Origin of the sequence: Haloarchaeobius amylolyticus (assembly GCF_026616195.1) — an archaeon.
In the GTDB taxonomy this organism is placed as follows: Archaea; Halobacteriota; Halobacteria; order Halobacteriales; family Natrialbaceae; genus Haloarchaeobius; species Haloarchaeobius amylolyticus.
In genome coordinates this window covers 1-13,259 of sequence record NZ_JANHDH010000004.1, presented here as the reverse complement: position 1 = coordinate 13,259, position 13,259 = coordinate 1, and the positions used below count along the sequence as shown (strand labels likewise).

The 13,259-nt window shown below is 54.0% G+C and carries 14 protein-coding genes and 1 pseudogene; 7 read left to right on the top strand and 8 right to left on the bottom strand.

Going from position 1 to position 13,259, the window contains the following annotated elements:
• The first annotated feature begins 142 nt into the window (after positions 1-142).
• From NOV86_RS21400 to NOV86_RS23430, 3 genes are all read left to right on the top strand, one after another.
• Positions 143-1,393: an RNA-guided endonuclease InsQ/TnpB family protein gene (locus tag NOV86_RS21400; RefSeq protein WP_267643867.1), complete on the top strand. Its 1,251-nt coding sequence runs from the start codon at positions 143-145 to the stop codon at positions 1,391-1,393.
• A 99-nt stretch (positions 1,394-1,492) separates the two neighbouring features.
• Positions 1,493-2,245: a hypothetical protein gene (locus NOV86_RS21395; RefSeq protein ID WP_267643866.1), complete on the top strand. Its 753-nt coding sequence runs from the start codon at positions 1,493-1,495 to the stop codon at positions 2,243-2,245.
• 612 nt (positions 2,246-2,857) lie between these two features.
• Positions 2,858-3,094 carry a DUF8129 domain-containing protein gene (locus NOV86_RS23430; protein ID WP_497007457.1) on the top strand — a complete coding sequence of 79 codons (237 nt, stop codon included), beginning with the start codon at positions 2,858-2,860 and terminating at the stop codon, positions 3,092-3,094.
• A 253-nt stretch (positions 3,095-3,347) separates the two neighbouring features.
• On the opposite strand, the gene NOV86_RS21390 is transcribed toward NOV86_RS23430, so the two are convergent.
• Positions 3,348-4,583: an RNA-guided endonuclease InsQ/TnpB family protein gene (locus NOV86_RS21390; RefSeq protein ID WP_267643865.1), complete on the bottom strand. Its 1,236-nt coding sequence runs from the start codon at positions 4,581-4,583 to the stop codon at positions 3,348-3,350.
• Between the two features lie 293 nt (positions 4,584-4,876).
• On the opposite strand from NOV86_RS21390, the gene NOV86_RS21385 reads away from it, so the two are divergent.
• The 4 genes from NOV86_RS21385 (at position 4,877) to NOV86_RS21370 (ending at position 7,911) form a co-directional block, all read left to right on the top strand.
• The gene (locus tag NOV86_RS21385; RefSeq protein WP_267643864.1) at positions 4,877-5,137 is read left to right on the top strand and encodes a hypothetical protein; all 261 of its coding nucleotides are present in this window, start codon (positions 4,877-4,879) and stop codon (positions 5,135-5,137) included.
• Positions 5,138-5,391: 254 nt separating this feature from the next.
• A complete protein-coding gene (locus NOV86_RS21380; RefSeq protein ID WP_267643863.1) occupies positions 5,392-6,279 on the top strand; it encodes a hypothetical protein in 888 nt (295 codons plus the stop codon).
• Positions 6,272-7,210 (top strand): ComEC/Rec2 family competence protein, encoded by a 939-nt coding sequence (locus NOV86_RS21375; RefSeq protein ID WP_267643862.1) that lies wholly within the window; start codon positions 6,272-6,274, stop codon positions 7,208-7,210. Before NOV86_RS21380 ends, NOV86_RS21375 begins: the two co-directional genes overlap by 8 nt.
• A 179-nt stretch (positions 7,211-7,389) precedes the next feature.
• Positions 7,390-7,911 carry a hypothetical protein gene (locus NOV86_RS21370; protein WP_267643861.1) on the top strand — a complete coding sequence of 174 codons (522 nt, stop codon included), beginning with the start codon at positions 7,390-7,392 and terminating at the stop codon, positions 7,909-7,911.
• Positions 7,912-7,916: 5 nt separating this feature from the next.
• On the opposite strand, the gene NOV86_RS21365 is transcribed toward NOV86_RS21370, so the two are convergent.
• The 7 genes and pseudogenes from NOV86_RS21365 to NOV86_RS21335 form a co-directional block, all read right to left on the bottom strand.
• Positions 7,917-8,321, bottom strand: a complete 405-nt coding sequence (locus NOV86_RS21365; protein ID WP_267643860.1) for a hypothetical protein — start codon at positions 8,319-8,321, stop codon at positions 7,917-7,919.
• A 207-nt stretch (positions 8,322-8,528) separates the two neighbouring features.
• A complete protein-coding gene (locus NOV86_RS21360) occupies positions 8,529-9,569 on the bottom strand; it encodes a YcjF family protein (protein ID WP_368408804.1) in 1,041 nt (346 codons plus the stop codon).
• 30 nt (positions 9,570-9,599) lie between these two features.
• Positions 9,600-9,794: a hypothetical protein gene (locus NOV86_RS21355; RefSeq protein ID WP_267643859.1), complete on the bottom strand. Its 195-nt coding sequence runs from the start codon at positions 9,792-9,794 to the stop codon at positions 9,600-9,602.
• Between the two features lie 114 nt (positions 9,795-9,908).
• The gene (locus NOV86_RS21350) at positions 9,909-11,162 is read right to left on the bottom strand and encodes a tyrosine-type recombinase/integrase (protein WP_267643858.1); all 1,254 of its coding nucleotides are present in this window, start codon (positions 11,160-11,162) and stop codon (positions 9,909-9,911) included.
• Positions 11,159-11,616, bottom strand: a pseudogene (locus NOV86_RS21345) (hypothetical protein). Before NOV86_RS21345 ends, NOV86_RS21350 begins: the two are co-directional and overlap by 4 nt.
• A 3-nt stretch (positions 11,617-11,619) precedes the next feature.
• A complete protein-coding gene (locus NOV86_RS21340) occupies positions 11,620-12,159 on the bottom strand; it encodes a DUF7342 family protein (protein ID WP_267643856.1) in 540 nt (179 codons plus the stop codon).
• A 535-nt stretch (positions 12,160-12,694) separates the two neighbouring features.
• Complete coding sequence (locus NOV86_RS21335) at positions 12,695-13,201, bottom strand: PIN domain-containing protein (RefSeq protein WP_267643855.1); 507 nt, start codon at positions 13,199-13,201, stop codon at positions 12,695-12,697.
• Positions 13,202-13,259: the final 58 nt, after the last annotated feature.

The following is a 13,259-nucleotide window of genomic DNA, read 5'->3' as shown; positions in this document are numbered from 1 at the left end:
ACAGTTGCGTATCCCGCAACTACTGAATCTATCAATCTTCGAGAGAGGATACGACAACTCCTATACAGACCACCGCCTATGACAGGCTGGATATCTCAGGCTACTCCTGATCATTAAGTAGGTTTGTCTACACAGACTATGTATGGCGATTGAGGTCACTCGAACTTATGTTGGTTCTATTCGGAACCACCGGCAGGTCTGCGATGGCCTCGATTCGCTCGGAGACTCCGCCTCGAAGATCTGGAACGTCGCACGATGGACAGCAGACCGAATTTGGGATGCAACCAGCGAAATCCCAAACGAAGGTGTGCTGAAATCGTATATGAAAAACCATTCGTGCTGGAAAGACTTGAACGCGCAATCTAGTCAGAAAGTCATTGAAGAACTCTCTGACGCTTTCCAGTCGTGGTTCGACCTGCGACAGAGAGACCCAGAGGCGAATCCGCCCGGCTACCGCAAACACGGTGACCAACGACCACGTAGTACGGTCACGTTCAAAGAAGACGGATTCAAACACGACCCTGAGAACAACCGCGTCCGACTCAGCAAGGGAAAGAACCTCAAAGAGTATTGGTCAGACTTTCTGCTCTGCGAGTACCAGACCCGCCCTGATATTGACCTTTCGGAAGTCAACAGCGTACAGAATGTTCGTGCCGTCTGGAACGGTGACGAGTGGGAACTGCACTTCGTCTGCAAAGTCAAGCTCGAGACGAACGCTTCAGCAGGCGACGAAGTTGCAGGCATCGACCTTGGCATCAAGAACATCGCCACGGTCGCGTTCCCTGATGAATACGTGCTGTATCCGGGCAACTCGCTCAAGCAAGACAAGCACTACTTCAAGCAGGCCGAGTACGACACTGAAGGTGAGAACGGCCCATCAGAGAAGTCGATGTGGGCACGTCAGAAACTCGCTGACCGCGAGACGCACTTCTACCACACTCTCACGGACACCATCATCACCGAGTGTATCGAACGTGGTGTCGGCACGCTCGCGGTGAGTTGGCCTGAAGACGTACGGGAATCCGATTGGGGCAAGACCGGCAACAAGAAACTGCACTCGTGGGCGTTCGACCGCATCTACCAGTACCTCGAATACAAAGGCGAGATTCGAGGAGTCGATGTGCTGAAGGAAAACGAGTGGAACACCTCGAAAACGTGCTCGCGGTGTGGTGACGCCACAAAGTCGAACCGTGTCGAACGTGGGCTGTACGTCTGCTCGTCATGCGGGTTGGTCGGGAACGCGGATTGTAACGGGGCGGAGAATATGCGCCAGAAGATAACTCCGAGTCCTCACGGTGAGGATAGGAGTAACGGCTGTGTGGCACAGCCATCGACCCACTTGTTCGACCGCGAGAGCGGGACGTTTTGCACGAGAGAGCAAGTCGTGTCGTAGACCGGTAAATATCCCAACTGCAGTACGGGAAGCCGCGCCGTTCACGGCGGGGAGGATGTCACTTCCTGTCCGCTAACGTTCCTTCCTCCGATTATCGCTATGCCAGGCCTCGATAGTTGGTCTCAAGATGATGAATCTCATCAGATAGGTAGTTGGCGCCGGCGTCGAGTTCTCTCTGCTGGCACAGTCACTGTGCTTTCGGCTCTCTCCGGCTGTCTCAACTTCATCAACCCATCTGGGCAGGATGCATCCACTGACCGAGAAACGGGTACGTCCTCGAATCGAGATCCAGGGAGAGACGAGACATCGATCTCAGGAGATGATGGGGTAGGACCTCAGTCCGAGTCAGGGAGCGGTGGTCCATCTGGGTCACCGGACGCAACTCTTGGGGATGAAATTGTTGATGGACCCATCGATAGTCCGGCAACGAATGAGCATCCCTGGATAGAGGACCCCGAGGATGCTCTCCGGCTGGCCGACGTCACTATACACATGGGCTCAGAATGGATTCGTGATTACCTCCAAGTTGAGGACGACGTATTAGCACTGACAGTAGCTGGCGATCAATTCACTGTCGAAGGAAATGCCCATCTCGAGTGGGAGTGCGATACATTCGGCCTTAAACACGTCTTCATGAACGGCCGGGTGGGAGAGATCTACCTCGAACCCGTCGCGAACGATGCTTGCCACACGAACGAGAACAAAGCTGGACGAGGTCCGTGGCTCGCACCATTCTCGGTCACAGGCCGCTTCGACGGTGGACGTCCTGACGCGCTGGAGGTCCATCTCGAAGGACAATTCATACGAGGCGATGGACCTCGTGGTGGTGCCTATACCCGCCAGGAATTCTGATTCAACAGGAGATCAGATCACTGGATCAAGGCTTGCATCCGCGCTGGTTTATCGATCCAAACAGAGTGGAGGAGTCGGACAGAATCTGGCTTCTCCACGAAGTCATGGCAATCAAAAAAGAAACTCAGAACGAATCAGTTCGAGCGGACAGGCGATCGACACTGAAGCGAACAGTCTCTCGGCAGGCAGTGTTCGATAATAGTGGAATCGCCGTCGACGAAAGCCCGGTCGAATCAACCCTCTCGGATCACGGAATCGAACTCGCACCGTCTCGGTCAAGCCGTATTGATATGCCTCGCTGCCGAGGCTTCGTCGATGAGAGACCAATAGAGAACAGTAGCAACGTCACCGAGGGTAATCAGACGGCCCTCTTCGCAACGACAAGCCGTGATCAGCGTACACTGGACGGACGGCTAGCGGCAATTCAGCCGCTTTTCGGCTCGTCCACTACAGGCGGTGACGGAGAATAGTCTGCATGAGGTCGTCGCACATCTCTTCGATGCACGTCATAGTTACCCCACAAAGTCGGCGGAATGCGATTCGTGGGGTAACTTTCTTTGGGGGAGTTCCTTTCGACATCAGTTACTGTCACGACCTCAGCGAGAGAGGCCAATGAGCCAACTGGCACCTACGCGAATCACAGATGCGCTGCCTCCGGAGAAGCTCCTGGGCACCAACCAGCAACGACTGATGCGAGGCGGAATCGCCTGTATGCACGATATCCCAACCGTCCAGCAGTACGTGGCCTACGAGAATCAGCATGAAAGACGACGCTGGGTCCTCAGAATGCTCGCAGAGCGAGCAGCTACGCTACGTGAGTTGGAAACGGACATAGAGCCCAAGGGATGAGATTGTAGGCAGACTGATATTCGTTCCCGACGAATCTGAGTCGTACAACGGAGGATATCAATGGCAGCTCAACCTGGAACTGGCAGTGGTCGCGACTTCGTCACAATCTTCAAAACTGGCTCAGTCGATCGAAGCGAGTATCCCGAACTCACAGATCTACTTCTCGATGGCCGGAATCAGCTTACCACGGAAACGAGCTACCTAGTCAACCGCCTCGGGGTCAAGCCCTGAGGCTTGTCAGTGGACTCTCGCTCTAACTGCGAAGGGCAGTAGGTCGGAATCGACCGTTCGCGTTCAGCGTCCCTGACTTCAGAGCCAGTTGACTGGTGGCCCGTCCAGCACCAGACTTGAGCCAGTGCTGGACAAGACGCCACCCGATATTCCGGGCGGCGTTGTAGTCGGCGTGCAGTTCTTTCCCACACTTCAGACACTCGAACTCATCACCGTCGCGGTTGGCTTCGTGCGTGAATCCGCACTTACCGTGACTGCATCGCTGACTCGTATAGGCAGGCGAAACGTCATCCACATCGATGCCTTCTTCTTCGGCTTTGTATTCGACGTGTTGTTGGAGTTCGCGGAACGCCCACTGCTGGAACTTGCTGGCGTTCGAGATACGCTCGCGGATATGTTTCAGGTTCTCGAACCCGATTGCAGTGCAATCGTTCTCTACGGCTTCACGGACGATAGCCTTCGACACGCGGTGGAGGTAGTCGGCGCTCCACCGTGCGAACCGCGAGCCGATGCCCTTGATAGTGAGGTGTGCGGAGCGAGTGCCCGTCTGTTGCAGGTTACCGCGCCGACGCTCGTACTCGTCGCGCTTGTGGTTAAGGTGGTCTGCGTTGCCATAGAATGCTCCCGTACTGGTGACAGCGAGGTAGCCGTCCACGTTTAAATCGACGCCGAGAACCACTCCGTTCTCGGTCTGCTCGTCGCCAGAATCAGCAGACGAAGGTTCGACTTCTTTCTCGACTGCGACGTGGAGGTAGTACGTGCCGTCCCGTTCGTGGAGCGTGGATTCCTTGCGTTCCCACTCTGGCGTCCAATACTCCGCGAACGGTGTGCCCTCGTCGTCTTCGGGCATGACGAACTCGGCCGTCACGCGGTCGTCCACGGTGGCGAGGGTGACGTGGTCGTCGTGGTAAGTGATGGTACGCCCGTTGTACACGACGACGCTTCCACGAAACTCAGGCTTGCTGGCTTTCTTGCCGTCCTCGAGAATACGGTCTTTGCAGTTGCCGAGTGCGTCTGCGGCGAGGTTGCGGGCGGATTGGACGAGACTGGCTTGCAGACTGGTTTGCTCCCGAACGTCAGCGTAGGTTTGGCCGTGGAGCGTGTTCTTTGTGTCCTCGATCTGGGTAGGGTCGTCGCTCCATCCAGTGTTTGCGACGTACTGAGCCGCTTGTCGGAACTGCTCGAACGTCTCATCGAGAACGCTATGGGCGTCCTCGGGAACGTCGAGCTTTACTTGGATGTTGCGGACGACCTCCATGCTTCATTAGTACTGTTGAATATACTTGAAAGTATTTATTAGGAATGGTGGGGAGTCGGCCATGCTATCGTGCGTGGGTTGTGTCATCGAGTGTTGGCTTCCTCCCTGACCTCAAGGGTCGGGGTATCCGCCTCGCAATCTCTATGAAATTCGGAGACGAGTCACACCGCAGTCTCACACCCTTCGATGTTGCCTCACTCCACGATGTCCCAGCGTACCCGTTACCAGAGACTGCACTGGATTCCCTGCCTGCTCACGTTCGAGCAGAACTCGAACAGCACGGTGCCATCCAGATGGTCGCCTCGTACGACTCTGAGAACCACCTGTTCGAAGAAGTCAATCTCGCTTGGGACGACCAGGACTTCCTCGAACGAGTCACGGAACTAATCGCCGGGGAACTCTCGCTTCACGAGGCTGTCGACTGGGTCGTCGTCGTCGAGGAAGCAGAGCGGTTCACTGTCGCCCAGTGGGCCGAAATCCGAGGTGTGACCGGAGATGCAGTCCGGTCGAATATCAACGCTTCCCGTGAGAAGTTGCTCGCGGGATCTGACTGAGCTTTGAAATTGAATACCGGCCCATACAGGATTATTCGAATTAGTCAAGAACTCAAAAAAAGAAGGGGATATATTAACCACGGATGAATCAATCCGAACATCCCTACCCATTGGAAAGCCACCTATGTCCCTAAAACGGAGTTCATCATGATATACGTGACCTATACACTAAAGTGTCTATAGAATATACCGTATTAATCTGAATAGCTTTGTACTTCAACAACAGCACTGGTTGATGAATGTTATTTGATTAGATGTCTTCAGATACTACGCCTACAGAGTGGGAACAGCTCACAGAAGGAAGGAAACGAGTCGCGGCAGCTATCGCGTTCCTAATTGGGACAAGCGAATTCAAGAGAAGTAAATTAGAAGAAGTGGCGCAAGATTCACACAATATCGGAGCGTACGTAGGTAATTCAGAAAAATTATATACTTCTTTACAATATACCAACCTTCTTAATGCACTTGTCGAAGAAAACTATCTGGAGAAAATCCATCAAGGGGGTCAAAGGGTGTTGATTATCGATTACGGAGGCGATGAATCAACTGCAGTCCCTGCAGGAGATCTCTCCGGACTTCGAGAAATGACGCGAAATGCTTTGAAGAGGAATAACCGTCAACTCTCTTTAGTAGAGGAAATAGATTTCACCAATCTAAGGGAGATTGTAACACAAGTCAACGAAGCCGTAGGGTCAGACATTTTCGCCATCTCAGGCGACCCCTCAGTGTATCAAATGGCCGATGTCGCAGCTGAAAAAGTAATTTCTCAACAATCCCCAAACATCCCTCGTTCTATTGTCCGAGCTACGCTATTCTACGAATACCCCACAATAAAAGAGGGAACACCAAATTACCATCTTGAGGCCACAGTCGAAGAAGTTGATGAGCCAACACCCAGACTGATCGTGTATGATGATGGATCGGCGGTCGATGAAATATCAATGAGTGGAACTACCGCAGAGGAATTGGGGAACGTTCGATTAAACGAGACGTTTGATCTCGTATTGGGGCCTGATGAAACTGTTCTCCTCATTACTAATCCAGGACGCAAAGAGGAAGTTCAACAAATGATAAATGAGACGATGGTTCAGTTTGAGGAAATTTTTCTTGAACCACAAGAATGGGGTGTCAATAATGAGTGAAACAATTGAGGCGCATATTTTGAATGTGGGACTAGGTAGTAGTAATCTATTTGTTTGCCCTGACGGCGACGTTGGAGTAATTGATATTGAAGGAGGATCTCTAGGCAAACGGATATCCAGATCAGCTACGCAGTATTTAAAGAAATATATAACTGAAGTTGTCAAAATAAACTCTGCTAGCACTGAGATCCCGAAACTCTTTGGGACACACTCTGATATCGACCATTTCGGTCATACCGAACTTTTGGAGCAACTACCGATCCAGTCCGTATATTTTCCGACCCAAATAAGAACAAAGAACCAAGTTAGCCGAGGGATTGCTGACACGCTCGACGAGGTAATGGCTGCGGGTTACAGCCCTCGAAAGCTGTCCAACACATATTCAGAGGACTTACTACCAGACAGCAATGCGAAGATGTACGCCGTTTCTCCACCTTCCAACCCATCCTCACCGGTGAATAAAAATGACAACAGCCTCTGCCTCATATTTTCATATGAGGAGAAGACGATCCTATTCCCTGGAGATATTGAAGAACGTGGTGTAGATTGGGTCACAAGCGATACAAGAACAAAAGGAATCGATTGTCTGGTCGCACCTCATCATGGGAGTGGTACAGTGGATTATTCATCGCTGCTCGAACACTGTGATCCCGACTATATATTTGTCTCTAGCGCACACGAGTACCACGATAAGAGGTATGACCACCCAAGTAGGAAATTCTTGAATGATGCTAAGAGGTACGGTTGTGAAGTGTTTTGGACTGCTGTACATGGTAACATCGTCGCAACCACAGATGGCTCTGAATGGAGGGTGAAGTCACAGCAAAACTATTCGACAGATCCTGACAAACTAGGCGACTGTGCCGTAGATGAGGCCGACCTCTGTGCGTTCGATGATGCACTGGTGAGCGGTTACCCAGAAAGTTTCTAAGTTTCGATATATTTGGAATCCTCTCCATGAATTGATGGCCATGTTCTCTATTCGGGATTTCTAACGTTATTAATGGTTCTACCGTTGCTGCTGTTGTCGATATCGCCGGCTCTGAATTTTATCGCTCTGAAGAGCGTGGAGGAGCGAACGGTTGCATTCGTTCTCCCACCTCACTCCACATGGCAGTCACAGACTCATCCTCAATCCAAGAAGGCGAACAGAGTCCGATAGTCGACGACCGCGATCGGCGGGCTCGTGAAGAACATATGGACGTAGCGCTGCTCCGGCAGGGTGGCCTCTACGAAGTCCAGTCGGAATCAGGCGCGCGATACGAAGTCGACCTCCTGGACAGACAGTGCAACTGTCCCGACGGGGAAAACCCGTCTACTCCGAGCCCATGCAAGCACGTCAGGCGGGTTGAGTTAGAATTAGATGGTGGTCGTATTCCGCGTCCAGATGGACGCCTTCCGCAGCGAAGTGACGGTAGACAATCTGAACCCGTACTCAGGGACTCCGGGGTGCGATTCAAATCACATCTTCTCTCGAAGATCCAGTGTCGAGAGAAGGAGCTCGCTCATCTGGATGCAGAGAGACAGGCTCTCCAGTTCGTGTACGATGTCATCGAGGAAATCTCAGAAGGGGATGACTTCGATTTGAAAACAGCGTTGTCCGAGGAATACGGGCCAGCGAGTCAACTGTAAGCCTCTTACTTGGAGATCTCTTCGTCGTCCAGTTCTTCGTTGGCGAACTCGATCAGTTTCTGCAGTCGGTCGTTGAACTCGTCCTCGAACTCAGTGTGGAGCGCGTCATCGTACATTCGAAGAGTACGCCCAAGTCCAATCGCAGCGAGCCAGTCTCGGAACTGATTGCTGTTCATTTCGTCGACGGACATACTCAATGCACCTGTGTTTGAGCCCGCCGCCCAGAGAAGGAGAAGGTCGAGGTCGTTGACCATCGCGAGTCGAGCGAAGTCTGCAAAGGCAGCACTCACCTCTCGAGATAGCTGCGTGTACGAGACTGAATCACGGTCGAGTTCTCGTTCCCCGTTCAGTAGCTCATTGACGTACGAAAGCGAACGCACTGACAGGAATCCGTCTCTATCGACTGCCATCGGTGGATCGCTCTCCGATTCAGCGATCTCCGATAATGCCTGTCCACAAGAGCCACAGTAATGATGAACCGCTTTGACCCGGCTCCCGCAATTCGGGCAGTAGGGCATACTCTGGGATTCGAGCTATAGGTACTGAGACTTTGCTGAGCGTCCTCTCAAAAACATCCCGACTATACAGAAAGAAACTGGAGAGACACGGACTCTGACTCAGTTCTCTCTCGAGAATTGCTCCCGGAAGAGTTCCTTTCCGTCGGACATAAATTCGGAAGGCTTGACGACGTTGTCATTGAAAAAATACTCCTCGGCGGATCGGCCAATGGCCCACGTTGTCCCGAATGCTACAGCTGCAGAGATAGCGGTTCCACCAACTGGAATTACCTGAATCATGGTTCTCGCCAATCCACGTGCACCGACGCCAGCTACACTTGACGCTCCCATCGCACTCAGATAGTCGGAGACCGTTGACCACTCCAAGTCACGGCACGATGCCGCACCGAGGAACGCGACCAGAAGAAGTTGAATCCCGGTCAGAATCGCAAAGTCGGCGACGGGCATCGGCGCTGCACCAACTCCGGCTGCCCCAACAGACGTCTCCCAGGTTCTACTGCGTGCCCACCGCCGCATCAGTTCATCCCTCTGTTGTGCTTGAAAGAACTGGAGCTTGGCTTCAGCTGGCAAAAAATCGCCGATCAGCCATGAGATGTTATCGACATTCCAATACGAACCCTCCTTGAGACAGACCGGAACCGCTCCAATATGCGTCTCCGAATTGAACTGATACCCCAGATACGGCTTATCCCTATCAAACGGCTCCTTCTCGTGCTCTTCGAGAAGATCATCAGCCACGAAATTCAGGGTGCTGTAGATATCCTCTTGTAACGAAAGATTATCCTCCGGCGGCCAGTCACCTCCCGGCGACATGTGCGTGTCCACCTTATTCACACAATAGATAACTGGCGGGAAAAGTGGGCCCAATTGATTCCGTAATTTCTCAACAGCTTCGAAATCATCTTTTCCTGCTCTTGCCTGATCTGGAGTAATAACATGAAGCAGAACATCAGGTCGATATTCGCGTAAATCTCGTTCCATCATCGACACAGTATCTGCGGGGACGTCTCCATCCGGACTAACGCTTTCAAATAGCCCTCTTGAGTCGACAACCTGCCAGTCAGCATATCGTTCTGGGAATGAAATATCATAAATTTCAGACTCCACTGTCGTCGGCTTAATATCCCCAACATCGGTCACAGTCTGATTGGCTAAGGCATTGATCAGAGACTATTTTCCAGCACCAGATCTGCCGAAAACATAGAGTCGGGGCGGACGAGACTCTTCGATCTCCTCAACGAACCCGAGCCGGTCCATGACTTCATTTACAATTTTCTCACTGTTTTTATCACTTGCAGGCACCTTATCTACAATCTCTTCCAAGTTTGATTTCAGATTAGATAGTTTTTCGTGATCAAGCGCCATACCACTACATGTCTGAGGGGGTCACCTTCAAGCTACCTGCCAAACACGGAGTGTCCTGCCGTAAACCGCCTTTGTGATTCTGTCTAAGGATGTCCTGAAGTAGTATACACCCTGCTAAACATTGTCGCCCTCTCTGGAAATTGAATCAACTTCGTCGAGTGCCTCAGTCGCCACATCTCCGAGTTCCCCGGCCTCAATGTGAGAGTACCGCTCGCGAACCATCTCTTCGGAGTTATCCAGATATCGAGCAGCGACGGTATATCCAAAGGCTCTGACAAGGACCTCACCCATCCCGCGCCGGCCACCGTGGGGCGCGAGATAGTCGTGTTTCGGATGGTCAATGTCGATCTCTCCGTCCTCAGAGAGTCGCTGGAGAATCGACCGTGCGCCGTCCGTCGTGATCGACGGCGGCTGAATATCCTCATCGAGCGCCAGCAGGAGGTCACGAGCGTACGCCTCACGACGGTCAGTGATTTCCTCTGGACGTTTCCCTCGGTCGGCGAGTTCATCCTGGACGAGTCCTGCGAGCGTCCGTTGGTCGAAAGTCGGAAATACCGGCCAGCGCTCCGTCGGTGGGTCCATCAGCTTGCGATAGCTCCGCAGCGGCGAGATCACCGGGTCAGGGAGACTAGCGGCGTCCCACTGCTGTTTCTTCCGATAGACGTCCATACTCCCGTCGTCAAGGGAGAGGTCCTCCCAGCGGACGCCGCGCCGGCGCGGGTCGTTCGGGTCACGGAGAAGCTCACCGACGCGAACGGCGGTGTACGCAAGGACGAACACCAGAGCACGGTCGCGAGTCACCTTCAGCGCCGCGTAGTGCGTTCGCTGCTTGTCGAGGGGGTCAGTGTCCTCCGGGAGTGTCGTGTACGTCTCGATAGCGTCACGGGCTCGCTCGTCGACGTGACGGGTGAGTGCGTGGCGCTGTTCGGACGTCCAGGCCTGCTGGTCGCCGGGCTTGCGACCGTCGTCTTCAGGGAGCGGCGCCATCGCACTCGCCCGCTGTGCGTAGTGCGCTTCGAGATACCCCTCGTTGACGCACCAGCCGCACCACGCGGAGATATAGCGATAATAGGTTTGTACGGTATTCTGCTTGAGTCCGCGATCTCCACTGAGATGCCGGGCGTACTCCCGGAAGACGCGTTCGTCGAGGTCCTCGAAAGCGGGCTCCCGGTCGACATCGTCGGGAACAATCCCGGTCCAGTCGTCGTCGCCGCGCTCGCCGGCGGCCCACTCAGCAAACCGCTCCAGCTCGCGTGCAGCGTTTCGTCGATAGTTCCCGCCGTCGCCACCACGACCCTTGCCCTTGTCCTGGAGATACCGTTCAAAGGAGCTCGCAAGCGACCGATCAGTGCGTTCTCGTGGTGTCATGAGTCCTCGTTCCCGTACTGGTAGGTCGGACGGACATCCTCGAGGAGCGCTTCGATGATCTCCCAGAGGACCAGCGAGGGGTCTCGTGTTCGAACGTGATTCCCCAGCGATCTTCCTCATCGTCGGCTGAGTACTGGAAATGCGTTCGTCCGAGATCTGGATGGTCTTCGTCCTGGTGCCAGCCAGCGTGAAATCCCGTGTTCGGGTCGGTGTAGTTGATACGGAACCAATCGTGTGGGTCCTGTCGATACCACTTGATGGACAGTTCCGGCGACTCAGGCCCTGTCGAAGGGGCAAGGCGGGCTGGATCAAAACGGGCCCGCAACTGCTTGGCCTCGATATCATCAGGAACGAACTCGACCGTCGTGATCTGTGGCACGCGGTCGAGAACATCCCGCTTCAGCTGGGCGTAGAGGTTTGCGTTCGGGTCGCCACCGGGATGCGGGACCGACATCCGTCAGCTACTGGCCTCGGCAGGCTCGTTTGTTGGAGTGAGGAAGTCCCACTCGCGGATGGCGAAGCCGACGATGTCGATGCGACGCTGGAGGTGTTCCCACTCGCGGGCGATCTCACGCCGGCGGTCTTCTTCGTCGGCGTCGAGCCCCTCCTCGGCGAGCGTTCCGCGAAGCTGGTTCGGTGACTCGACGTCGAATTCGTCCTCCCAGTCGCGGATCTGCGCCTTCATATCGGCGAGCCGGTCCGTGAGTTCCTCGACAGTGTGCCCGCTATCCCGGAGGCGCATCGCTTCCTGCATCGCCTGGCGGCGGTAATCAGGGTAGTACGTCGTGTGCGTTCCGCTCTCGTCACGGTGGAGGATACCATCGTCGACGAGTCGTTCGAGGACGCGCTTGGTCGGCTCGTGTGACCAGCCCGCTTCGGAGGCGATCCAGTTTGCCGTCCGCGGCTCCGACAGCTGCCGGGCGGCCATCCGCACTCGATCTTCACCCGTGGTCTGGCGCTCCATCAGCCCCTTGGCGTTCGATTCGTCTTCGGTCATATGGTACCGTTCACACTCTATCTCCATATAGATTGAGGGCATTCGTTCTATATCGAACTGCTGGGTTCCGCTTGTTCTTCGACGGAGCTGAGCGGAACCACAAAAACTTGAAAACCGGTCTCGGCGGCTCTACCCTGGGGGAAGCGCCGTTCTGAGCCGATTGCATTATTCGTGCTTACCGGACGGCGTCGGGGTACTTCAAAGTGGTCGTGATTATTGGCATAATCAGGACCACTTGTTGTACTTGAGCCATCGGGAGAATTCGGGGGTCTAGAGTCTCTTAGCGTCGGAACTCCGCATTACAGTAGAATGTATATTGTATATCGCTATACAAAATCTCGGGCCTGGGAAGTTGAGACTACACGGGCTAAAGGACCGCCAGGATGCACGATTTCAGCCGAACCAACGAACTCGACCCGCTTCAAACTCGGGTCGAGACACCTATTCCAGTTAGTCGTCCAACTCGAACTGATTATTTAAAGGAATCAGCCCAGCGCTGCCGCTCTTCAGTTGTTTTGAACTTCGACAAAAATGGTCATCGATACTCTGAGATCGTTCGGTATGGAACGTAATAGCCGATCTCATCGATCCACGTCGAGAGCCACTCGTCAGCAGTGGCTTCATCGATCTTCCCAGCATCGATTGCAGCCAACAGAACGCCAACCGACCCGACGACAGTCACGCCTTGGTCTTTCGCAAACGACCGAGCATCTCCGTCGTCAGTCAGCAACCGGCCGTCGTGTGCGTCCGCGAGAGCGAACGCCTGTGCTTCACCAGGGTCGAGATGGCCACTAACAACCGCCTCCCTGTTTGCGACCGTATCCGAAATCGTCGCGACTGGGATTTCGTCGTCGAGTGTATCGAGCGCTGACTGAAGATATGGATGAGCAGCAACGCCATTTTCGAGTTCCTCGCGGACAACTGGAACTGCGCAGATTCCAGAGAGTCCTGCAACCACCCACAGCTGGTCGAGATACGCAAAATTCGAGAGGACAGTCGTGTTCAGGACGCTCGGATTCGGTGGAATCCCGTCACCTGTCATTTCGCACGCGACTCCTCGTCATCCGAGTCTTCATCATCGAATTCCAGTTCTTTCGCTG

Coding starts and splice junctions, on each gene's coding strand:
- NOV86_RS21400 (WP_267643867.1), top strand. CDS start 143: ATGGCGATTGAGGTCACTCGAACTTATGTTGGTTCTATTCGGAACCAC.
- NOV86_RS21395 (WP_267643866.1), top strand. CDS start 1,493: ATGCCAGGCCTCGATAGTTGGTCTCAAGATGATGAATCTCATCAGATA.
- NOV86_RS23430 (WP_497007457.1), top strand. CDS start 2,858: ATGAGCCAACTGGCACCTACGCGAATCACAGATGCGCTGCCTCCGGAG.
- NOV86_RS21390 (WP_267643865.1), bottom strand. CDS start 4,583: ATGGAGGTCGTCCGCAACATCCAAGTAAAGCTCGACGTTCCCGAGGAC.
- NOV86_RS21385 (WP_267643864.1), top strand. CDS start 4,877: ATGGTCGCCTCGTACGACTCTGAGAACCACCTGTTCGAAGAAGTCAAT.
- NOV86_RS21380 (WP_267643863.1), top strand. CDS start 5,392: ATGTCTTCAGATACTACGCCTACAGAGTGGGAACAGCTCACAGAAGGA.
- NOV86_RS21375 (WP_267643862.1), top strand. CDS start 6,272: ATGAGTGAAACAATTGAGGCGCATATTTTGAATGTGGGACTAGGTAGT.
- NOV86_RS21370 (WP_267643861.1), top strand. CDS start 7,390: ATGGCAGTCACAGACTCATCCTCAATCCAAGAAGGCGAACAGAGTCCG.
- NOV86_RS21365 (WP_267643860.1), bottom strand. CDS start 8,321: ATGGCAGTCGATAGAGACGGATTCCTGTCAGTGCGTTCGCTTTCGTAC.
- NOV86_RS21355 (WP_267643859.1), bottom strand. CDS start 9,794: ATGGCGCTTGATCACGAAAAACTATCTAATCTGAAATCAAACTTGGAA.
- NOV86_RS21350 (WP_267643858.1), bottom strand. CDS start 11,162: ATGACACCACGAGAACGCACTGATCGGTCGCTTGCGAGCTCCTTTGAA.
- NOV86_RS21340 (WP_267643856.1), bottom strand. CDS start 12,159: ATGACCGAAGACGAATCGAACGCCAAGGGGCTGATGGAGCGCCAGACC.
- NOV86_RS21335 (WP_267643855.1), bottom strand. CDS start 13,201: ATGACAGGTGACGGGATTCCACCGAATCCGAGCGTCCTGAACACGACT.